At 65.5% G+C, this 20,664-nt stretch carries 28 protein-coding genes; 3 read left to right on the top strand and 25 right to left on the bottom strand.

Going from position 1 to position 20,664, the window contains the following annotated elements; all coding sequences use genetic code 11:
- Nucleotides 1-56: 56 nt before the first annotated feature.
- The 20 genes from ACYVF3_RS09845 to ACYVF3_RS09750 form a co-directional block, all read right to left on the bottom strand.
- Entirely contained in the window at nt 57-533 is a 477-nt protein-coding gene (locus ACYVF3_RS09845) for an SMI1/KNR4 family protein (protein WP_461153899.1), read from the bottom strand.
- Between the two features lie 152 nt (nt 534-685).
- Nucleotides 686-1,441, bottom strand: a complete 756-nt coding sequence (locus ACYVF3_RS09840) for a hypothetical protein (protein WP_461153898.1) — start codon at nt 1,439-1,441, stop codon at nt 686-688.
- A gap of 59 nt (nt 1,442-1,500) precedes the next feature.
- Complete coding sequence (locus ACYVF3_RS09835; protein WP_461153897.1) at nt 1,501-2,742, bottom strand: putative T7SS-secreted protein; 1,242 nt, start codon at nt 2,740-2,742, stop codon at nt 1,501-1,503.
- The gene (locus ACYVF3_RS09830; protein WP_461153896.1) at nt 2,735-2,953 is read right to left on the bottom strand and encodes a hypothetical protein; all 219 of its coding nucleotides are present in this window, start codon (nt 2,951-2,953) and stop codon (nt 2,735-2,737) included. The genes ACYVF3_RS09835 and ACYVF3_RS09830 overlap by 8 nt, the downstream gene beginning before the upstream one ends.
- A 278-nt stretch (nt 2,954-3,231) precedes the next feature.
- Nucleotides 3,232-4,413, bottom strand: coding sequence for a methionine adenosyltransferase (gene metK / locus ACYVF3_RS09825; protein WP_461153945.1), 1,182 nt, complete (start codon nt 4,411-4,413; stop codon nt 3,232-3,234).
- Nucleotides 4,414-4,467: 54 nt separating this feature from the next.
- Nucleotides 4,468-5,718, bottom strand: coding sequence for a bifunctional phosphopantothenoylcysteine decarboxylase/phosphopantothenate--cysteine ligase CoaBC (coaBC, locus tag ACYVF3_RS09820; protein WP_461153895.1), 1,251 nt, complete (start codon nt 5,716-5,718; stop codon nt 4,468-4,470).
- The gene (rpoZ, locus tag ACYVF3_RS09815; RefSeq protein ID WP_145737114.1) at nt 5,715-6,008 is read right to left on the bottom strand and encodes a DNA-directed RNA polymerase subunit omega; all 294 of its coding nucleotides are present in this window, start codon (nt 6,006-6,008) and stop codon (nt 5,715-5,717) included. Before rpoZ ends, coaBC begins: the two co-directional genes overlap by 4 nt.
- Nucleotides 6,009-6,093: 85 nt before the next feature.
- Nucleotides 6,094-6,696, bottom strand: a complete 603-nt coding sequence (gene gmk, locus ACYVF3_RS09810) for a guanylate kinase (RefSeq protein ID WP_461153894.1) — start codon at nt 6,694-6,696, stop codon at nt 6,094-6,096.
- The gene (gene mihF / locus ACYVF3_RS09805; RefSeq protein ID WP_093154362.1) at nt 6,693-7,010 is read right to left on the bottom strand and encodes an integration host factor, actinobacterial type; all 318 of its coding nucleotides are present in this window, start codon (nt 7,008-7,010) and stop codon (nt 6,693-6,695) included. The genes gmk and mihF overlap by 4 nt, the downstream gene beginning before the upstream one ends.
- Nucleotides 7,011-7,470: 460 nt before the next feature.
- Entirely contained in the window at nt 7,471-8,733 is a 1,263-nt protein-coding gene (locus ACYVF3_RS09800; RefSeq protein ID WP_461153893.1) for a WXG100 family type VII secretion target, read from the bottom strand.
- A complete protein-coding gene (locus ACYVF3_RS09795) occupies nt 8,730-9,035 on the bottom strand; it encodes a type VII secretion target (protein ID WP_461153892.1) in 306 nt (101 codons plus the stop codon). The genes ACYVF3_RS09800 and ACYVF3_RS09795 overlap by 4 nt, the downstream gene beginning before the upstream one ends.
- 15 nt (nt 9,036-9,050) lie before the next feature.
- Complete coding sequence (locus tag ACYVF3_RS09790) at nt 9,051-9,470, bottom strand: YbaB/EbfC family nucleoid-associated protein (RefSeq protein WP_461153891.1); 420 nt, start codon at nt 9,468-9,470, stop codon at nt 9,051-9,053.
- 23 nt (nt 9,471-9,493) lie between these two features.
- Nucleotides 9,494-10,399: a DUF6346 domain-containing protein gene (locus ACYVF3_RS09785; protein WP_461153890.1), complete on the bottom strand. Its 906-nt coding sequence runs from the start codon at nt 10,397-10,399 to the stop codon at nt 9,494-9,496.
- Nucleotides 10,400-10,450: 51 nt separating this feature from the next.
- Complete coding sequence (locus ACYVF3_RS09780; RefSeq protein WP_461153889.1) at nt 10,451-10,642, bottom strand: hypothetical protein; 192 nt, start codon at nt 10,640-10,642, stop codon at nt 10,451-10,453.
- A gap of 131 nt (nt 10,643-10,773) precedes the next feature.
- Nucleotides 10,774-11,547: an ESX secretion-associated protein EspG gene (locus ACYVF3_RS09775; protein WP_461153888.1), complete on the bottom strand. Its 774-nt coding sequence runs from the start codon at nt 11,545-11,547 to the stop codon at nt 10,774-10,776.
- A gap of 193 nt (nt 11,548-11,740) precedes the next feature.
- On the bottom strand, nt 11,741-12,388 hold the full coding sequence (locus tag ACYVF3_RS09770; RefSeq protein ID WP_461153887.1) for a hypothetical protein: 648 nt from the start codon (nt 12,386-12,388) through the stop codon (nt 11,741-11,743).
- Nucleotides 12,389-13,039: 651 nt separating this feature from the next.
- A complete protein-coding gene (locus tag ACYVF3_RS09765; RefSeq protein WP_461153944.1) occupies nt 13,040-13,585 on the bottom strand; it encodes a DUF3558 domain-containing protein in 546 nt (181 codons plus the stop codon).
- A gap of 14 nt (nt 13,586-13,599) precedes the next feature.
- Nucleotides 13,600-14,007, bottom strand: a complete 408-nt coding sequence (locus ACYVF3_RS09760) for a hypothetical protein (protein WP_461153886.1) — start codon at nt 14,005-14,007, stop codon at nt 13,600-13,602.
- Nucleotides 14,008-14,243: 236 nt separating this feature from the next.
- Nucleotides 14,244-14,465, bottom strand: coding sequence for a DUF397 domain-containing protein (locus ACYVF3_RS09755; RefSeq protein WP_461153885.1), 222 nt, complete (start codon nt 14,463-14,465; stop codon nt 14,244-14,246).
- Between the two features lie 18 nt (nt 14,466-14,483).
- A complete protein-coding gene (locus ACYVF3_RS09750) occupies nt 14,484-15,518 on the bottom strand; it encodes a helix-turn-helix domain-containing protein (protein ID WP_461153884.1) in 1,035 nt (344 codons plus the stop codon).
- A gap of 602 nt (nt 15,519-16,120) precedes the next feature.
- Here ACYVF3_RS09750 and ACYVF3_RS09745 point away from each other — a divergent pair.
- The 3 genes from ACYVF3_RS09745 to ACYVF3_RS09735 all read left to right on the top strand — a co-directional run bounded on the left by ACYVF3_RS09745 (nt 16,121) and on the right by ACYVF3_RS09735 (nt 17,030).
- Nucleotides 16,121-16,438, top strand: coding sequence for a hypothetical protein (locus ACYVF3_RS09745; RefSeq protein WP_461153883.1), 318 nt, complete (start codon nt 16,121-16,123; stop codon nt 16,436-16,438).
- 33 nt (nt 16,439-16,471) lie between these two features.
- Nucleotides 16,472-16,771, top strand: a complete 300-nt coding sequence (locus ACYVF3_RS09740) for a hypothetical protein (protein WP_461153882.1) — start codon at nt 16,472-16,474, stop codon at nt 16,769-16,771.
- 82 nt (nt 16,772-16,853) lie between these two features.
- Complete coding sequence (locus tag ACYVF3_RS09735; protein WP_461153881.1) at nt 16,854-17,030, top strand: hypothetical protein; 177 nt, start codon at nt 16,854-16,856, stop codon at nt 17,028-17,030.
- Nucleotides 17,031-17,259: 229 nt separating this feature from the next.
- On the opposite strand, the gene ACYVF3_RS09730 is transcribed toward ACYVF3_RS09735, so the two are convergent.
- From ACYVF3_RS09730 to ACYVF3_RS09710, 5 genes are all read right to left on the bottom strand, one after another.
- Nucleotides 17,260-17,766: a hypothetical protein gene (locus ACYVF3_RS09730; protein WP_461153880.1), complete on the bottom strand. Its 507-nt coding sequence runs from the start codon at nt 17,764-17,766 to the stop codon at nt 17,260-17,262.
- Nucleotides 17,767-17,804: 38 nt separating this feature from the next.
- Nucleotides 17,805-18,572, bottom strand: coding sequence for a hypothetical protein (locus tag ACYVF3_RS09725; protein ID WP_461153879.1), 768 nt, complete (start codon nt 18,570-18,572; stop codon nt 17,805-17,807).
- Nucleotides 18,565-18,909, bottom strand: coding sequence for a hypothetical protein (locus ACYVF3_RS09720; protein ID WP_461153878.1), 345 nt, complete (start codon nt 18,907-18,909; stop codon nt 18,565-18,567). The genes ACYVF3_RS09725 and ACYVF3_RS09720 overlap by 8 nt, the downstream gene beginning before the upstream one ends.
- A gap of 30 nt (nt 18,910-18,939) precedes the next feature.
- The gene (locus tag ACYVF3_RS09715) at nt 18,940-19,656 is read right to left on the bottom strand and encodes a hypothetical protein (protein ID WP_461153877.1); all 717 of its coding nucleotides are present in this window, start codon (nt 19,654-19,656) and stop codon (nt 18,940-18,942) included.
- A gap of 263 nt (nt 19,657-19,919) precedes the next feature.
- The gene (locus tag ACYVF3_RS09710) at nt 19,920-20,561 is read right to left on the bottom strand and encodes a GNAT family N-acetyltransferase (RefSeq protein ID WP_461153876.1); all 642 of its coding nucleotides are present in this window, start codon (nt 20,559-20,561) and stop codon (nt 19,920-19,922) included.
- Nucleotides 20,562-20,664 lie beyond the last annotated feature (103 nt).

The raw sequence follows: 20,664 nt of genomic DNA, 5'->3' as shown, positions 1-20,664 counted from the left end.
AGGGCCTGGGCGACGACGAAGACCCGCCAACTCCGCTTCCCTCCGGAGCCAGCCGCTCAGACCTTACCCAGAGTGACGGCAGATCCCTGTGGGAGCTCATGGATGCGCTGCGCGAAGGGGCCGCGGATCCGCATGCACTTCGCTGCGTCTTTTGCAGTGAGATTGGCGAAGTCGTACGTACCGCCCAGCGTGAACAGGCGCCAGGGAATGAGCCGCTGGCTGTATCCCAGGGTTCCGAATTCGTCCTGCCACGCAGCAGCCACCGATCGGCAACCACGCACGTCGAGATCCTCCAGCAACCAGCTCGCCCAGTCCTCCAGAGAGCGTCCCAGGGTCGTGACTTCACCGGACTCCGGGTGAAAGGTGATGACCTCGGTTCGATGGCGGATCGCGAACTGCACCCCGAAGAGATCCTGTCCGAAGGAGAACAGCCCGTCCGCGAGCCCACCGTAGGTGTGCTTCCACCGGTCGGGCTGGTTCCAACTCCCTAGCTCCGGCCCGAGCCCCGGAGATCCTGCGCGAAAGATCTGCACGCCCGAATTGCACGCGAAGAATCCGTTGCACCTGGTCAACAGGACAGCAAGTTCGTGCAGCGGCCCCTCGCTCGCACCGAGATCAACAGTGCGGGGTTGACCGGAGGCCCCGTGCACACCGGCCACGAGGTGTTGCAGAGCAGGCCCCATTCTCATTCGACTCCGGGCACTGCCTGGGGGTCGATCTGATCCAGAACCGCTCCGCGCAGCTCCGGTGTGACCGCTGCACGCATGTCAGGTTGTGTCGTGATCCCAGCCGGAGTGACGTGCCAGGGCTGTTCGGCGAACCACAGTCCCAGAGAGGTGAGCAGCACGGCTCTGGCTTCTTCAACTCGGTTGGCCTTGATGAGTTGCCGAGCGAGCCAGAACGACATCTGCCAATCCTGGGGTTCGACACCGGCATCGTGCAGTGCGAAGGCGACGTGCGGCTGCCTGGAACGTCGCGCGGCTCCCCAAAGCCTGCGCTGCTCCGACGCGCTCAAACCGTTCGGATCGCGTTCCGCGAGCTCCGCATCAGCCCTGCGCAGCGGCTTTGCGGGCAGTGGGCTGTACGAGTCCGCGTCGAAACCGGTGATGAGGCTGTGCGCTGGCTGCTCCTTGACCAGCTCGCCTTGCAGCCAGGTCAGCCGTTTTCCCAAGGTGCTATCAGCCGGAACGTGCTCGCCGACCCGACCGAGCACAGCCCGAGGATCTTCGCCAGACTCGGCGGCGCCGATGAGGAGCGCCTCGTCGAACGGCATGTCGTGATCGAAGAACGACCCCGGCGCGCTGCCGAATCGGGTGATCGTGTCCTCAGCGAGCGATTGCGCTTCGGAGAAGCGATCGTGCCACCAGAGCACTTCGATCGCTGCGGCAGCCGCCGGCCACACCTGGTCCGCCGCCAAATCCTGCTGCGCGGCGAACAGCAACCTGCCGAGAACATCTCGCGGCATCGTAGAAGAACTCCTTCATGACGTCTGAATCGCGTTTACTCGACGAGGATTCGCACGTGGTCGTCTTTTCCGAGCCCTTGCGTTCTGATCTGGGCGTTCATGGAAGAGCCCGACCCGCGGTTGTCACTGGCGTCAATGTACTTTCCGGAGCTGCCTTCGCCGCCTTCGCGGAACATCGCAGGAGGATATTCGTCTCGATCGAGATAGTCCCCACCACGCGTCGGGATTCCGCGCAGTGACTCCCGACGGTTGATGTCCGCGTTCTCCTTGTCGATCGTGAGATCCGACGGGAGGGGGTCACCTCGGCGTTGAGGATCCGGCCCGTGCGAAAGGACTCCGCTCTGCGCCTCTTCGATGTGCTCCGCGGACTCCGGGTACTTCTCGCTCTTGACGATGACCGGCTGCGGGCTGGCATCAGGAACGTTGTCGCCATACGCGGGCGGGTCCTCAGCCCCCAAGGAAACTGCAAACCGGTCCGCTCCATCACGGATATCGTCCGCAAGCTCGTTGGTCTTCGCTGAAACCGTGTTGGAGGCAGTTTCAGTGCTCTCCTCGACCGAACGCCCCGCATCATCGAGGCCGACCAGGTCTAGACCGCCACCAACGACGTTGCCGACTCCGTCCACGGCACCGGCGATCGTCGTTCCTGCGGCGTCCACGGCGTTCCCGACACCGTCGAGCCCGTAATGAACGAGATTGCCCGGAATGTCCCCGACCGTCTCAGCCGCCTCGCTGAGGAACTCGCCGATCTCGTCGAGCAAAGTCGGTTTCTCCGGAGCATCCTGCTCTGCTTCGCGCATCGCGGACGCCGTCCTGTGACCAGCCTGCTCGACCTGCTGTCGAGCCCGATCCAGGATTGCCCGAGCGTTCTCCCGTTGCGCGTCGCCCGGGTCGCTGAACGAGCCGGTTCCCGGTCCACGTTCGAAGTCCTCCCGGGCTCGTTCGGTGGCCCGTTGACCGGCCTCGTACTCCTCGACGGCCTCACGGGCTTGCGTCTGGCCCCATTCCAGGACGCCGACGAAGTCCCTCAGCGTGCCCGCCGCCACGTGGAAGGCTTCTCCACCCTTGATCCACCGCATGGGTTCTTGCTCGAAGCGCTGTCGAAACGCATCACCCGCTTCACCTTTCCACCCACCGGCATCGATCCGCTTGAAGCCATCCCCGATCTCCAGAAGACGCTCGCCCAGCCTGGCGAGCTTTTCCGCCGATGCGCGCACATCTCCCGGCTCCCCCGGAACGAGCTGCTTCGGGTCAGAGCTCTCGCCTAATTCAGTCATTCTGCTCAATCGCTCCAGCGCCAGGATCGTCCACTCCGTCGAAGAACCCCTTCAGACGTCGTTCCTGCTCCTCGTCCGCCTCGATGTAGGCACCTGCCGCGTCGATCATTCGTTGCGACATGTCATTGCCATCGGTGAGCAGACTGTCGAGGCCGACCGCCCATCGGTCGGTGAAGGAGGCAAAGGCCTCAGCTAGCGCAGGATGGCCCACGGCCTCCTATACGCAGTCGATGTCCTCGACTGCGAGCCGGTCGGTCTCCGTGAGCAGCTCTGCGAGCCCGATACCGGCATCCGTCAGTGCATCGATATCGACGCGGAAGTAGTCCCCTGCCCCCATCAAGAACCCCCGGGAGGAAAGATCATCACCCTGCTGATGCGAATCGTAAGTGCGGTTCGCACCGCGTGGGCGGCGTTCGAGGAACGCGGACCTGATCAGAGCAAAGAAGGCGTCCCAGAGCAGTGCCCTGGGACGCCTTGCCGAGTGGAGGCTTAAAGGCCGGCGGCTGCCTTGAGGGTGTCTGCTCGGGAGGTGGATTCCCAGGGGAGGACGACGTCGGTGCGGCCGAAGTGGCCGTAGGCGGCGGTGGCCGAGTAGATGGGGTGCAGCAGGTCGAGGTCGCGGATGATGGCGGCCGGGCGGAGGTCGAAGACCTCGTTGATGGCCTGCTGGATGCGGTCGGGGTCGACGGTCTCGGTGCCGAAGGTCTCGATGAACAGCCCGACGGGTGCGGCCTTGCCGATGGCGTAGGCGACCTGGACCTCGACGCGCTTGGCGAGTCCGGCGGCGACGACGTTCTTGGCGACCCAGCGCGTGGCGTAGGCGGCGGAGCGGTCGACCTTGGACGGGTCCTTGCCGGAGAAGGCGCCGCCGCCGTGGCGGGCCATGCCGCCGTAGGTGTCGACGATGATCTTCCGCCCGGTGAGTCCGGCGTCGCCCATCGGGCCGCCGACGACGAACCGGCCGGTGGGGTTGACCAGCAGCCGCGTGTGCGAGGTGTCCAGGGTGAGCTCGTCGATCTCGGGCTGCACGACGTGCGACTTGATGTCGCCGACGAGCTGACCGTCGAGGTCGATGTCCTCGGCGTGCTGGGTGGAGAGCACGACGGTGTCGAGCGCCACGGCCTTCTCGCCGTCGTAGGAGATGGTGACCTGGGTCTTGCCGTCGGGACGCAGGTAGGGCAGCACGCCGTCCTTGCGGACCCGGGTGAGCCGGCGCGAGAGGCGGTGGGCCAGCGCGATGGGCAGCGGCATGAGCTCGGGCGTGTCGTCGCAGGCGTAGCCGAACATGAGGCCCTGGTCGCCGGCGCCTTGCTGGGCGATCTCGTCGATGACGCCTTCGACGCGGGTCTCGTGCGCGGTGTCGACGCCCTGGGCGATGTCGGGCGACTGGCTGCCGATGGCGATGTTGACGCCGCAGGAGTTGCCGTCGAAGCCCTTGGCCGAGGAGTCGTAGCCGATTTCGAGGATCTTCTCCCGCACGATGGCGGGGATGTCGACGTAGGCCTCGGTGGTGACCTCGCCGGCCACGTGCACCTGCCCGGTGGTCACCAGGGTCTCGACGGCGACGCGGGAGCGCGGGTCCTGGGCGAGCAGCCCGTCGAGCACGGAGTCGCTGATCGCGTCGCAGATCTTGTCGGGATGCCCTTCGGTCACCGACTCACTGGTGAACAACCGCTGCTGACTCAACGACTCTCCTAGGTGCTTCCGGCTTCGATGCCGAAAACACTACTGGTCGGAGAGCCGCCGGGAGACCGCGTCCCACAATGTGGACGCCAGGAGGGACTTGGCGCCGAAGGCGATGCGCTCCTCGGTCCCGTCGTCGCCGAGCAGCCAGCCGGAGTTGTCCTCGACCTCGAAGGCCATGCCGTCCCCGACGGCGTTGACCACGAGCATGTCGCAGCCCTTGCGGGCGAGCTTGGCCCGGCCGTGGTCGAGCACGGACGAGGTGGCGTCACCGGTCTCGGCGGCGAACCCGACGATCAGCGATGCGCCGAGCTTCCCCGCCGCACGGGCTTCGACGATCTCGGCGAGGATGTCGGGATTGCGGGCCAGCTCAACGGGATCGGGGTTCCGGTCGGTCTTCTTGATCTTGTGCTCGACCCGGTTCACCGGCTTGAAGTCGGCCACGGCGGCGGCCATGACGACCGCGTCGGCGCCCTCGGCCTCGCTGAGCATCACCGACCGCATCTCCTCGGCGGTCCCGACCTTGATCAACCGCGCCCCGGCGGGTGTGATCAGGTCAGCGGTGTGCGCGGCGACCAGCGTCACGTCGGCGCCGCGGTGCGCGGCGATGCGCGCCAGCGCGTACCCCTGGCGCCCGGACGAGCGGTTGCCGAGGTAGCGGACGGGGTCGAGCGATTCCCGCGTGCCACCGGCCGAGACGACCACCCGGCGGCCTTCCAGGTCCCACGGCAGCGCGGTGGTCGAGGTGAGCAGCAGGCGCGCCAGGTCCACGATCTCGGCCGGGTCGGGCAGCCGCCCCTTGCCGGTGTCCTTGCCGGTGAGCCGGCCGCTGTCGGGCTCGGCCACGATCACGCCGCGACTGCGCAGCAGCGCCACGTTGTGCCGGGTCGCCGGGTGCTCCCACATCTCCGTGTGCATCGCGGGGACCATCAGCACCGGGCAGCGCGCGGTCAGCAGCGTGTTGGTGAGCAGGTCGGGCGCTTGCCCGGAGGCCGCTCGGGCGAGCAGATCAGCGGTGGCGGGGGCGACGACCACGAGGTCGGCTTCCTGCCCGAGGCGCACGTGCGGCACCTCGTGCACGTCGGAGAACACGCCGGTGGTGACCGGGTGCCCGGACAGCGCCTCGAAGGTGGCCGCGCCGACGAAGTTCAGCGCGGCCTCGGTCGGCACGACGCGGACGTCGTGGCCCGACTCGGTCAGCCGCCGCAGGACCTCGCACGCCTTGTAGGCGGCGATGCCGCCGCTGACGCCGAGGACCACCCGCGAGCGGTCCTCGGTCGCTTCAGACGTCACTCGCCTTCGGTGTGCTCGAGCACGCCGGCGTGGATCTCGCGCAGCGCGATCGACAGCGGCTTCTCCCGCGGGCCCGGCTCGACGAGCGGGCCGACGTACTCCAGCAGGCCCTCGCCCAGCTGGGCGTAGTAGTCGCTGATCTGCCGCGCGCGCTTGGCCGAGTAGATGACCAGGGCGTACTTCGAGCTCACCTGCTCCAGCAGGTCGTCGATCGGCGGGTAGGTGATGCCCTCGACGGTGTTGGTCGACGGGCTGCTGTTGAGGGCAGCCAGCGCGCTCGGGGTGCTCACAGGTGTGGCTCCTGCTCAGTAGTAGTTCGCTCGGGAGGACGGGAGGTGACGCGCGGCCGAGACCTCTGCGGTCAGGTCTGGCGGGTCACTTCTCGTGGCCGAGTATCAATCGTACCAATTCGCTGGTCGCGGACTGCACGTCGGCGTTGACGACGGTCTCGTCGAACTCCGGTTCGGCGGCCAGCTCCTCGCGCGCTGCGGCCAGTCGCTTCTCCACGACGTCGGCCGGCTCGGTGCCGCGACCGGTGAGCCGGTCGACCAGTTCGTCCCAGGACGGCGGCAGCAGCATCACCAGCTGCGCGTCCGGCCAGGCGGTGCGCACCTGGCGCGCGCCCTGGAGCTCGATCTCCAGCACGGCGGGGTTGCCCGCTGCGATCGCGTCCTGGACGGGCTTGCGAGGGGTCCCGTAGAAGTTGCCCGCGTAGCGGGCGTGTTCGAGCATCTCGCCTTCGGCGATCATCCGCTCGAACTCCGCGACGGTCACGAAGTGGTAGTGCACTCCGTCGATCTCACCGGGACGAGGGGCCCTGGTGGTCGCGGACACGCTGAAGTAGACCTCCGGCACGTGCCTCCGCACTTCGCTGAGCACGCTGGACTTGCCGACGCCAGAGGGCCCGGAAACGACGGTGAGCCGAGGCTCGCCCTGACGGACGGTCCTCGGCTCAGCGCCGGTTTTTGCGTCGATCACTCGCCGCTGAACTCGGTGAGCAGCGCCTTGCGCTGCCGCTCGCCCAGCCCGCGCAGCCGACGGCTGTTGGCGATCTCCAGCCGCTCCATGATCTGCTGCGCACGGACCTTGCCGACGCCGGGCAGGGCCTCGAGCAGGGCGGAGACCTTCATCTTGCCCAAGACCTCGTCGTTGTCGGCGGTCTCCAGGACCTCCGCCAGCGTGGTTCCGCCTCGCTTGAGGCGCTCCTTGAGCTCAGCTCGGGCGCGACGGGCGGCAGCCGCCTTTTCCAGAGCTGCTGCCCGCTGCTCCTCAGTCAGCTGGGGAAGGGCCACCATGTCCTCCGTGATGTGGGGTTTCTCTTGATCGGTGCGGGCGACGGTACCGAGTCCCGAAAGGCGGTTGCCCACGGGGGTCCCGGTTTTGTGGAGAGGATCAGTCCGCTCCACCGCCCTGGCCCTTGAAGTTCTACCCGTACAAGGCGTGCACGAGCACGGGGCCGCTGCAAGTCCTATCAACAAAGCCGCTGAAGTGCACTAATCTCGGCAAAACTTATCGGAATGTGTCCGATTTCCGCACAGTTGAGCCACGTGAGGGGTGTCTCCGCAGGTCACACCCGCGTGAAACGCTCCCCGAACGCACACCGTTCGAGGGCCTGTTCTATGATGGAAGTTGATCTTGACCTGATCGATTCTCTTCCATCCAGCGGAAAGGGCGGTCCCGTCATGCGACACCGGCACCCCCGGCGACCCCGCCGCTCCAGACGCGGCGGGACCGCGGCCTGACCTCGCCGGATCAGCCGGCCGAGCCGTCGGGAGCACCGCTGCGGTCGTAGCCGTCGTAGTACGAGCCGGAGTCGGAGTCGTAGGTCTGCTCGTGGTACTGCTCGTGCCCCAGCCCACCTCGGAGGAGGGCGCTCTCGGGCTTGGTCACGTTCGCCGCGCGGTCCATGTCATCGGCGTGGCGACCGCTGTAGCCGGCGTTCTGCGCCCAGTCCTGGGCTCGCTTGCCGACCCCCTCGGTGACCGCCTGGCCTGCTTCGTCGGCGCCGTGCGTCCAGCGCAGGCCGGTGCCTGCGAGGTTCTCCGAACTGCGGCCGAGCGCGCTCGCGGCGTCGGAGGTGCGGCCTGCGGCCGAGCCGAGGCCGTCGGCGGCGCGTGCCGTGCCGCCGGCGGCGGTGCCCAGGGCATCAGCGCTCGCCGAAGCACGACTTCCGGCGGAGAGCAGATCCCCTGCCGCTGCGGGTGCGGTCGATGCCGCTTTGGTCCCCGCGGCGGTCAAGTCCGCGCCGACCTTGGCCCCGACCTGCGCCATGTCGTCGAGGACGCGTGCCAGCATGGCTCCGGCCTTGCCGAGCTTGGCCAGCAGCTGGCTGATCTTCGCGGTGATCTTGGCGATGGTCATGCCCACGCGCCCGGCGGCGTAGGCGAGGTAGCCGGCGACCGTGGCGCCGAAGCTGACCACCGACCCGGCCAGGGCCGCCAGGGCGCCCTTGACGAGCTCGGCGACGATCGCGGCGATGATGTCGCGGACGATCGCTCGGCAGGTCGCGACCATGGTTCCGGCGGTGGCGATCGTCGCCGAGGCGCTGCCCGCGCTCATCGCCATGCTCTGCAGTCCCTCGGTGTACTGCTGGACCTGCCGGGAGTAGGCGTCCTTGGCCTGACCCGACCAGCTGCTGGTCTGCTGCTCGGCCTGGCCGGGGAATTCGGCGGCGAGCCCTTCCAGGTCGGCCTTGATCTCCAGCCAGGTGTCGGCTCCCGCCTTGATGGCGTTGGGGTCACCGGCGAGGAAGTCGAGCAGTTCGCGCAGCGGCGCGAGGTGTTCCATGAGCCAGCCGACGCCCGCGGCCAGGGCGGTGCCGACCGGATCGATCGCGGTCACCAGGCCGTCGAGCGCGAGAACCCCTGCGCTGGCGGCGAAATCACCCCAGTCGCCCTGGCTGATGGCGTTGGCCGTGGCTCGGGCGGAGTCCACCGGTCCCGCGCCCGCGCTCCACGCGCTCGACCCCAGCGACGGGGATTCCGTGTCGACGAACAGCGAGGACATCTGGTTCACCACTCGATCTTGCCCAGGCAGGAAGCCTGGTCGTCGTCATCGGCCGTGTAGGACGTGGCGCACTCGCCGACGGCCTGACCGAGCTTGTCGGTGCGGTCGGAGAAGGTGTTGAGCTGTTCGACGGCTTGCTGCGAGGTCGTGCGCGCCTGCGTGGCGAACGCCTGCCCCACGAGACCGAAGGACTCGACACCGAAGTCGACCGCGTCGCCCTTGCTCGCGGCCTGGGAGATCTTGCCGGCGAGCTCGGAGAGGTAGCTCGCGTGGGAGGTCAGCGCCTGCGGCTGAACCCTCATGTGCGTCATGGCGGGGCCTCCTGGTCAGCGCAGGAACGTCTGCGGCGGTTCGTCGTCGAAGTCGTCGTGCGCGGGCTGCGGGGTGCGCTGCTCGGCAGCGTCCGGGTCGGCGGGCAGCTGGGTGCGCAGGAAGTCGAGCCCGGTGCTCCCGGCCACGGGTTCCACGGTGTCCACGACCCGTCCGGCGACCTTGGCCTGCGCTTGTCCGGCGAGCTGCAGGATCGCGTCCTTGAGCCGGTCAGGGCCGCGTTGCAGGGCCCGCTTGTCGATGTGCAGGTCGGTGAGCGCCCCGTTGGCGCTTACCGTCACTGTGACGGCACCGTCCGGCTCGGAGGCGGTCTCGCTCATCTCCTGCAGGCTCTGCTGGATCTCCTGCGACTGCCGGACCATCTCGTCGGCCCGCGCCTGCATCGATGCCAGCCATTGCTCTGGCGACTGTTCCACCACAACCCCTTTCACGTTCAGGGCTATGACGTGGCAGGAGCTCGTCCAGTTCCGTCGAACTGTCCGCGATGTCGTGGTGCGACCAGCAGCAGCCGCCGGCCGAGAGCGGCGAGGGCCAGCGGGATCGCCGCGGCCCCGAGGACGCCGAGCCAGTTGCCGAAGCCCATGAGGAGGACGAGCATCGCCCCGGCCGCGCCGATCCAGCGCAGGGCGCTTCCTGCGCGCTCGCAGCGCACCCGGCGCTCGGGGGAGATCAGGGGTGGTTCCTCGAAGCCGTGACGTCGGCGGTTGATTCCGAGGACGACGGCGGTGGCGAGCACGACGTGCCCGAGCAGGAGCGTGATCACCGCCGCTCCGGGGAGCACGGCGGGCGCGGCCGTGGCCAGGCCACCTGCGATCACCAGCGCCCAGCCGGCCGGGAGCACCAGCGGCTGCCACAGCTGCAGGCGGGCCGTCCGGCGTCGCCCGGTCCACTGGTCGGCGAGCGGCGAGGCCGGCCGCGGCAGCTCGACGCCCATGATCGCCACTGCGAGCAGCGGAATGAGCAGCGCCCACCCGGTTCCCGCGAAGGGCTTCGGGATCTCGGCGGTGATCATGTGGCCGGAGTTGTCGACCTCGCGCCAGGCGACGGGCACCGGCTCGGTCCGGTTGCGCGGGGTCAGCTCGGAGTGCTTGAAGAAGTGCGTCTCGCGGCTGCCGTCGTCCCAGGTGATCGCGGCGTCGCACCGCCAGTACCAGCCGAGCCCGGACAAGCTCGCGGGGCCGACTCGTTCGCAGCGGGTGGCCAGCGCCGTTCCGCGTTGGGTGACGACGCCGTCGGAGGCCAGCGCTCCCGACGCGGCGAAGATCGTGTAGCACAGCGCGAGCGCCACGAGCCGCACGACGACCTGCCACGCGACGTACGCGGCGCGTTCGATCCTCGACGACATCGCTCCCCCACCGCGGCGCATCAGGCCACCCCGGGCGTCCGGAAGCGCTGCTCAGTCACGCCGTTTGGCGGTGGCGAACCGCCACACGAGGAAGACGACCACGGCCGCGATCGCGATGTGGGGCCCGTAGTCGGGGACGTTGATGAACACCACGGCCAGCAGGAGCAGCAGTGCGATGCCGATCAGCCCGGTGCGCCAATCGCGATAGCCGGGCCGGTTCCTGCGCTCGTCCCCATCGGCCACGAATCCAGCCCTCCCCAACGATGTTCCAGAGTGCGGCCCGAACCTAGCAGGCCGATGACCAGTGCTTCCCGGATGCGGAACCGGGCGCAGCGGAGCCCCGGGCGCAGCAGCCAGGGGCTCCGGCCGTACCGCTACAGCGTCTTGGCGAGGTCTTGGACGCGTCCGGCCATGCGCTGGCGGTCGATGGGCGCGATGGTGGTCCACGCTTCGCCGCTGCGGTGGCTGTTCTCGATCATGTACCAGCCCTTGGCGTTGGCGAAGAAGTTGGTGACCATCGGCGCCCGGTGCCGCTTGCCGCTGCCGTCCATGACGGCGTAGCCGACCTGCGCGTAGGCGTTGCGCGCCCCACCGGCCATCTCCACGAGGGACTTGGCTTCGTCGCGTCGGATTCCTTGCCGCGCAAGCCCTTCGGCCATCTCGCGGTCGTTTCCGGCGGACTTGGCGGCGGCTTCCATCGCCGAGCTGCGCAGCGACACTCCGCGGCCGGGACCGGCCTTGACGTCGTCGGGCAGGACGCTCAGCAGCGCCCGCACCATGGAGTCGGCGGGCAGCGTCTGGACGGTCACGGATTCTTCGGTGAGGACCGCGAGCGTGGCGTGACCGCGGGTGCAGGCGACCATGCCTGCGACGATGCGCTGTCCGCCGTCGGGCTTGCGCTCCCGGAAGTTGATGTCGAAGGCCCGCTCGTAGCGGGTGAGCGGCAGCAGGGCGCCTTGGATGTCCTCTTCCCGCATCTCGTTGCCGAAGCCGAGTCCGTTGAGCTCGTCACGAGCGCGGGCCTCGACCTGGCGCCGCTCGGATTCGAGGATGCCGTCGGGCAGGACGTTGAGCACGAGCGGCTTGGTGCCGAGGTTGAAGTGCTTCCACGCCTCGTGGAAGCCTTGCTTCGACAGCTCGATCTTCACCGGTTCTCCCCAGCCAGTAAGTGTGGACGGCACAGCCCCTAGTTCGTCCACGAATTGATCCGAGTTGTTCACTGCGTAGTCCAGTTCTCAGCCGTTCGGAAGCCCTTGACGCACGGCCGTCCCCCACAGTTTGAGAACTGATCGGTCGTGATGTTGCAAGAGTTAGTGGGCGGCACCGAAGCGGTGCCGCCCACTAGCCGTTCTGCGCTTTCGAGCACTTACCGCTGGTTGTCCCAGTCGCCGAAGACCGGCGGGGCCACCCTCGGCAGGTCCTCGTCGAAGACGCCCTGGTCGCCGACGAGGTAGTCGGGAGTCTCGTGCTCGAGGTCGTCTTCGCCTTCCTGACCTCGGCCGCGCGCTCCCGCGCCCGCACCGGCACCAGCACCACCGCGGCCACCGGCACCACCAGCGCCAGCGCCGCCGGCACCGGAGGCTCCACCGAGACCACCCATGCCCGAACGGCCACCAGCCCCCATACCGGGACCACCGGCACCAGCACGACCACCGGCACCGAGGCCGGAACCACCGCGACCACCAGCACCCGCACCGGCACCACCGCGACCGCCGCCAGCACCACCGCGACCAGCACCAGCACCGCCGCGACCAGCACCGGGACCACCGGGTCCACCGATGCCAAGACCGCCACCGGGCGTGCCCGGAGTCCCAGGCCCACCGGGCACGCGACCCGCGCCACCGGGGTTCTGGCTCGAACCGCCACCAGGCGGGTTCGCCCAGGCAGAACCGGTACCAGCAGCACCACCGGAGCCCAAGCCCGCACCAGCGCCACCAGTGGACCCACCGGCTCCACCAGCGGAACCGCCAGAGCCGGAACCGGAACCACCGGCCCAAGCACTGGAGGTCGACGACGGAGACGAGGAGTCAACGCCACCGACCCCGGGGCCCGGCGTGCCACTCGCACTCGTCGACTGGACCGCGATGGGCGGCGGCTTCTCGAAGACCGCGCTGCCCGACACGTTGCCCTGAGTCGTTTCCTGGTACGAGGTGAAAGCCTGGACACCCTCTTGGCGCAACTTCTCGTTGTGAGCCTTGGCGTCCTCAGCGTCTGTGGATCCGGTTGTAAGGGTGTCCCACCCTTCCTCGATCCACGTGTCATCCGGAACGTCCTGCTCTTCGCCCTTAGCGGGAATCGAAGTCTGGACCTTCTTGAACGCCTCACCCTGGGCGGTCATCGTCTCCGACTGAAGCTTTGCGCTATCAGCGGCCACCTCATGCCACAGGACAACCGGCATGGCCTGGTCCTTCATGGCCTCGCCGGACTCGGACTGCATGACCGCGCCAACCTGCTTGAGCTTGGCGTCGATTTCGTCCTTCAGGCCACGAAGGAACTGGTCCTCCGCCTCCCATTTCGATGCGTTGTTGAAGTAGGCCTCAGCGCCAGCACCGCTCTGGACCCACTTCCGCATCTGGTTAAGCTCGGCTCCCTCAAAACTGGCGGGCGGGAGCTCTCTATCCGACATCCCTAACTACCCCCTCATGCATTAGGAAGATTCTGGATGGCCGTCTGGCCGAACTGCCGAACTTGCTGGCAAAGATCCACCCCGGGATCTTGCGCACCCGTCGGGACAGAGTTGACCAGCAAAAATCCCTTGTCCGAGATGTTGGCGACTAGAAGGCATCCGCCAGAAGTCCGATACTCGGTTGCCGGGTATCCGCCAAGATCCGCCGTACCCGTCGGCTCGACGCGCCGCTGAATCTCTTCGTCGTAGCTGCGCTCGCCGCTCACAGCAACGAACGCGCCCCAACCCGGAGCACCCGCTTCGCCCTTCTGATACTGGCAACCGGTACGGCCGTTGGAATCACGTTGACGCGGCTTCTGATCAGTACCGAGAGACTTCCACTGCTCCTCGGTCACGATCGCGCACTTATCAGCGATCTCCGTCGCCTTAGCAGGACCAGCACGAGGCGTCGGTGGCTGGGCGGGCGTCTCGCTCGCAGGCGGCTCCGGCGCCGGTGTCTCTGCGCTGCCTCCCCCGCAACCAGAAACGGCAGCGAAGCCAATCAGAGCCAGACCCGCCATAAGTGCCTTACGCGTCAACTTTTACCTCCACCAAAACTGGTTGCCGCGTTGTCGTCGTCAACTCGCCACTGCCTCGCGCCTTGCTCCAGAGCATGAGCGGCATCCAGTAGAACGGTTGCGAGCTCACGGTAGCTCGTGAAATAGCCGTCGCCCTCACTTGTGACGACCTGGCCGTAAGCGTTGGCACTGCCCGTGCTGACCGGGTCGCCCCCCGCTGCCTCGATGGTGCCCATGTCCTGCACGTCATAGGCACGGTCGTTCAGAATCTGCGCCTTCTCGCGAAAGAAGCCAGCGATCTCGTCGACCTGGTCTGGGTCGACGGTCATGGCTCCGCCAGCGTTCTGCGACGCAGCGTAGGCAACAGTGTCTGCCATGCGATCGACGGTCTCGCCGATCTTGCCCCAGATGTTCGGGAACGTCATGCTGCGGCCCCCTCGTTGCTCACGCCGAACTCCCCTTGTCCATGCGCCGCCGCGATGAGGGCGACGGACATCCACTTGCCAGCGTGGCAAACGTTAGCGCACGGGCCTGCGCGCGTGTAGCGAAGTTGGTCAAAACAGGAACCGGCAACCGAGTGAAATGGATCTCAGATGGACTACCAGGGCTTCCCAAACACTTGATCTTGTGCCGAAGCCCCTAAGACCCCCTATCGAACCCCTCAGCAGCGAGGGGTCTCCCTTACTCCGAAGTGGCCGTCCCGAGCGCCGCGCACGAAGGCCGACCAAGCCCGCTGACCGAACCTGAGGTGCTGACCAGCAGGATTCTTCGAGTCGCGGGTGTACACATCGCCGCCTGAGAAGGCGACCTCCACACAGTTCACATCATTGGCGCTCCAAGAGCTCTTCCGCCACTGAAGCGTTTGAGATTCTTCCGTAGCCACCGATTCGCTCCTCGCCGTTCAAACCAGCCTGTCCGCGATGTCCGTCATCAGGTCAATCGAATCCTGCTCAGGCAGCGCGACCTCGTGCAACCGCCGAAGGGCTTCTCGCGCCACCGCTACGTACTGGGCCTCCTCCAGGAACGCACTACTACCGCGGTTCTCCATGCAGACGAGGCTGGGATGGCTGTCGAAGTCGAAGATCACGAAGGGGCCTGCCAAGCCCGGATGAGCTCCGAGCCCGGTAGGAACGACGCGAACCGTGATGTTGTCCTGCCTAGCTGCGGATACGAGGTGTCGTATCTGCTGGTACATCACGGCCGCGTCGCCAATCGGACGTTCAAGCGTGGCTTGCTCGATCAATGCCTCGAACCGCGGAGCCTTCGCCCTGTTCAAGACCGTCTGACGACTCAGTCGCGATGACACCAGCGTCTCGACCTCAGCGATGTTCAGATCTGGATCAATCCCGCTCACCAATGCGGCGGCGTACCTGGCGGTCTGCAAGAGGCCAGGGATCAGCACAGTCTCGTAGTTGAGGATGGCGACCGCTTCTCGTTCAAAGCGAATTGCCTCCTCCCACAATGCAGGCACCCGCCCCTCCTGCACTTGCCACCAGTTAGGCATCGCGGCGTTCCGGACCAGGTCCAGCAGCTCTTCCCGCCGCTGCGCTGGGACGCGGTAGAGCCCGAGCAGCGCCGACACGTCGTCGGCCTGGAGCCCGCGCTGCCCGGATTCCATCCGAGACAGCTTGCTCATCGACATCCCCAGAGCCCCGGCGACCTCCTCGGCCCCGAGGCCGCTGCGCAGCCGGAGCTCCCGCAGCTCGCTGGAAACCCGCCGCACCCGCACCGGCACACCCACGCGACCACTCATCCGTCCTCCCGTTCCATCGGCAACGCGATCACGATCGGCGCTTGCCAAACGGGCACGTAAGAGGAACGGGATTGATTCAGCCACCAGGTACAACGAGGCGAACCCAACAGTTTCAGCAATCACTCCAGGTGACGACACAATCGGGTGCGAACTCACCTGCAGCGGCAGCGGCTGAGTCGCCATCGACGACCAGGCACAGGGCTTCACTGAAGATCAACCCATCAAAAAGGAACGCTGGCAATCCTCCTTGCCGAGTCAAGCGCGCTGGATCCACGCCATCGTGGCCTGCGCGATGCCCCCGACCAACACCGGAAGCGGTAGGGAAGAAAGGACTTCACCGCTGTAAACGATGAGTCAGCGCCAGCTCGATTCCTGGGATTGAGGCCAGAAACCTTCGCAGCCACCCAGTCCCGATGGTCATGAAACGTTGCCCCATAGCATCGGTGCAGCTCGATCGAGGTTCGCGTTGCGGGAGAACGCCCCTCCGCATCTGCTGGACAAGGTCCGAACCAGGTCGAAGTAGGGACTTTCGACCCGTGGACTAGCTGCCCGTTGCGCGTTCACTGGATGCGAGGTTAAGACCCTCTGGGGGACCAATGAGAACCGCGCTTCTTTCCGGGGTCGTTCTAGGCACGCTCGCCCTCGCAGGGGGCTGCGTCGCAGCAGAAACCCCTCACGCCCCACCGCCGAAAACCGTGTACGTGCCCGCGCCGCCTCCGCCTGCGCCACCACCAGCCCCGGCTGCGGAGGAGCCACAGGACAACTGCGTCCTGGATCCAACCGAGATGGACGAGAAGACGAAGGCTCAGTGCGGCCTGATCCCCGATTCAGAGGAGTCCGAGGAATTCGGGGGCACCGGGACGTTTTCCAACGGCGAGCCGATCCCGTACGAACCGGAGGGCTATACGTCTGGTGAGACTCAGCAGGGGTTCACCGACCAGTGCCAGTCCGGTGCGCTCACCATCGACGACGGCTGCTCGAGCGCCGACACCCCGTACGACGATGGTCCCGGCAGCCTGTACACCAACCCGGAAGCGGACCCGTACAAGAGACTCGATGAATCCGCATGCCCGGACGATCCCGCTTACCCCAACGACTGCTAGATGGTCCCGCAGACCGGGCCACGGTCCTCGTGAGTGAGTGAGGGAGAGTTGCTCGCGAACTACTACCCCGCCGCGGGCTCGTCGGGAAGGTTCAGCACGGTCACCCGGCCGACCTGCTCCGCCATCACGCAGGGGTCGCAGCTGGGATACCGCATCCAAAGTGACGCCCGGCTTGGCACCGTCTTCCACATCGGCCTGGCGCAATCACGTCTGCAAGGTCATCGGATGAACACCGAAATCGCCGGCGACCTGCTCGAGCATCAAAGGGCTTCGTTCACTACCGAGACCCTTGCAGCGCGAGTCAGCACGGCCAAATGCTCGGGCCAAATCTGATAGAGACAGAGCCATGACTCCCCCACAATCGCGATACCCCAGCTGTGCGCTCTACGGAGGCACCTTCGTCGGTGGCATGCGCATGACCAGTCAGTACAAGACCGGCGTTCACCCGTATCGGAAGCGGCTGTGGGCCAATCCGCTCTCCACCCTCAGCGCCGTCGTGTGCCTGGGCTGCGGCCACACCAAACTGTTCGCCGACGAACTCAGCCGACTGCGCTTCGAAGCCCAACAGCACCCAGAGCACTTCGACTGGTAGCGACTTCGAAGCCCAGTCAGAACGCCTGCGCAGTTGTCTACGCTGTGACGGTGCCGCAGCACAGCGCACCCGTCATCGTCCACGAGCTCCCATGTGAAAACGCGCTCCCCATCGCACAAGTCTAGCCGTGCGGCCCTTCGCCTCTCCGGTGCATTGGCGCGGGAATCGACCGGGGCGGAGCTCTGTGATTGGCAGCTGATGTCTAGAGGTTCCTCTAGTTGACTTGTTACTACGCAGATCCGTAAGCCACACGTATCGCCTTGCCCGGATCCAACACGCTCAATCCCACGACCATATTGATCACCGATAGCGCGAACGGGATCCACAAAAGGGACAGACAAACCCCTGCGGCAACTGGAAACTCGCTTGCCGAGCTCGCGCTCGCTGCGAGTGCTACCACAGCAATAACCGTTGGCATCGCAGCCCCAAACACCAAAATCGCGAGCGTACGCCGGGAACGTCTCGCATACCTCTTGTTAAATGAACCGGTGTTGACACACGCTGCACTCGTAGCCAACGCGAGCGCCGAGGATAGAGCGAAAGCGCCCGCAAGCCAGCCGAGGATCACCGCGAAGATCGCAGCCGCTGGAAATTGCGCAAGCAACATGAAGCCACTTACCGCAATGCCAATCATCACCACGCCGGAGATTACGACCGACACGATACCCATCGCCCTGGTAACGTTCCGAACTCTCCCAGCGAACCCGACAGGAATCGGAACGAAGTCAGAATCCATTGCAGCAGAACCCCCTTGCGGCGAAGGCGGCATATTATTCATTCGTTCACCCTCCAATCGGAACCATCGCCGTCACTGACACTACCATCAGAAAGATCACCCAAAGCCGACTTTGACCAGGAATTTCCCACATCGTGAATCTTTTGCGTCAACGCTGTCTGCTCGGTAGAAAGCGAATTGGCAAAGGCAACGACCGCAGTAGTCGCGGCGGTAATCAAGCCCATGACCACACCAACTACGCCAGCTATCTCACCGGCACCGATAGGCGTGCCCACAACAGTGGCACATGCGGCAACAGCGCCGACAAGGCCCACGATGAAGGTGGCGAGAGCAACTCCGATCGCAACATAAAACGCAGTCAGCGCACCTGCCAGACTGTCCAAGGAGCTTTGCACCTGCCGAGCAAGCGTCTTCAATCCGTTCAAGCCGTCCGCTTGGGAAGGGACAACGCCTTTATATGCTTCAGCCGCGCGTCCCTGCCACTCAATGGGAGCACGTAGCTTGTTCAAGGCTATGTCTCCCGCAACGTCACCAAGCGGCCGAGCAACTTTGTTCTCCCACAGATCAGCCTTAATCCTCAGTGAGGGAACATCACCCATCCATTCAAAAAACTTCCGTACCTCGGCCCAAAATTCTTGCAGCTTCTCGTTGAAGATCTTCAACGCGTCCTCAACCGCCTTGATGACCCACTCAAGAGCACTGGGAACCCAACTCAGAGACTCGTTTACCTGATCAAAAAATTCCTGGATCTTCTTTTCGACTTCTTTAATCTTGCTATTAATCTCAGCAACCGTGGTATCAGCCACCGTAAAGATCCCCCTGCATCCGGTAAGCACCTTGCACTTCGTGCATTCCTCGTTCGTCATCCGCTTGATACTGCTTCGCAGCTTCGCCAAGGTCCGAGCTAATCTTCTGAAAATACTCAGATGCCTTCTTAATCACTTCCTCCAAAGCCGAAGTAGCTTGGTTGAAGCTGTTATCAAGACCTGCCCACTGCGCGAAAATAGACACATCAGCGAGCTCGACATCAAGCGACCCCAGAGCTTCCATTGGTTCGGAAAGTCCTTGTGCGGCACTCTCCCAAGTTTTCGCATCAGAATTTAGCGCTTCAAGCGCGACATTGACGCCACCACCGGGGCTCATATCTTCCTCGCATTCTGGCTTGGATATTGATTAGGGCTGTGGCGGCAAGCCGATCCTTCGCAGGAACAGCTGCGGGTCGCTGACAAGGCTTTTCAGCTCACTGATCGCACGACTCTGCGGTCCGTCAGCAAGATCACCGGGTGATCCTTGCTCACTGAGTCGCCTGAACACCTCGTTTAGCTCGGACTCGATCTCCGCGTTCCGAGCGGCCGAGGACCAGCTCGGTTCAATCGACAGGTCGTGAACCTGTCCCTTGGTTGCAGCCGCCGTTACGTGCCCGCCTGAGCTGGTCACCGATACGGTCTTATTCAAACGGTTGGAGGCTTGCTCCGTAAACCGGTCGACGTCAGCGTAGACCTCATCCAACAAGCGTTGTACGTCGCCGGCACTTAGCGGCGAAGTGTCGGGAAGGTCTGCTGGAGCGCTTGCCGTTAGATCAACGGGTGTCGAAGTCGAATCAACTTGCTCCGCCTTACTCACGAGAACCTGCATGCTCGCCGTCTGCACAGCGGTAAGCACCGTAGTGTGAAGGGTGCGAGGATCGACGGACTTCTTCCAGTCAGCTGCAAGCGATGCACTTGTCACAAATCCTGCGTCGTCGACCTCTACCGTCACCGGAGGTTCGCCGGATGACGCCTTCAGTGTCGATTCCGACGCGCTCTCCTTTGCGCCCCAGGCGTTATCCATCTCTGCGGTCGGGTCGTATTCAACATCCCAATCATCCGGATCCTGCCTACCGCGAGCCATACGTCTTGCCTCCTCACATTCCGAGTGCGCGAGCAAGTCTGCCCTCTATGTCTCAGCTCAGGCAGGGATATCGACTGAACGTGGCCTTCAACACCGCTGCATGGGTGAGACTGGCATGGCTTTGCACCTTCCCCGGCAGGGGCCCAGCCCGGGAAGGCTAGCTGCGGAAACAGATGAAGCGACAGGTAGACGAGTGATCAATTTCTACCTGGAAGACGAGATCCAAGGGCCAACAGTATCAAGAACGCTTCGAAGTAGATCCGTCAGCGAGGTGCGTCCCAGACCATGACCTGCTGGCGGACTCGTGCTCCCCGGAAGCGGGAGCCGGGGATGAGCGGGGTCGGGCCGTGCTTGGTGAAGCCCGACTTCTCGAAGAAGCGGATGGCCCTGGCGTTCTCGGCCTGGGTTCCGAGGTAGCAGCCCGGCTTCCCAGCCTCGGCCACCTTCGCCTGCCACTGCCGCATGAGCTCCTGAGCGGCACCGGTACCACGGGCTCGCGGCTCGACGTTGATGTGCAGATGAGCGGGCCAACGCGGATCGACGAAGGGCTTCGACGTCGGCTCGCGGCGAATCCGAGCCCCGATCACGTCGAGCGTGCTGCGCGCGAAGAACGCCAACGGACCAGGACGCAGCAGCAAGCGATGATCGCGGATCGCTCGGGAGATCAACTCAGCGGTCCCGGGGAACTCGGTCTCGTCGAGACATCCGGCCAGATACCCGGCCGGCGTCCCGTCCTGGAAAGCCACCAGCAGGACTCCCTGTTCGAGATAGGGATCCAGGTAGATCGCGGCCTCGGAGGGCGAATGCCCCCACAACGACTCGCTCGGCGCCCCTTCCCCCGCACGCGCGAAGAGCTCCCGAAGAGCCTCCCGCTCCTCGACCCGCGCTACCCGAACCTCGACCACAACGCCACCTCCACCGGAGACCGTACTAACGCAGGAGCACGCGCGAGGGGCTGCTGAAGGTTTCTGTGACGGTTGGTCAGGCGGCTTGGTGGGTCGTTGTGGT

This window comes from Saccharopolyspora tripterygii, from assembly GCF_054778355.1.
This window is presented reverse-complemented; position numbering and strand designations above follow the sequence as displayed.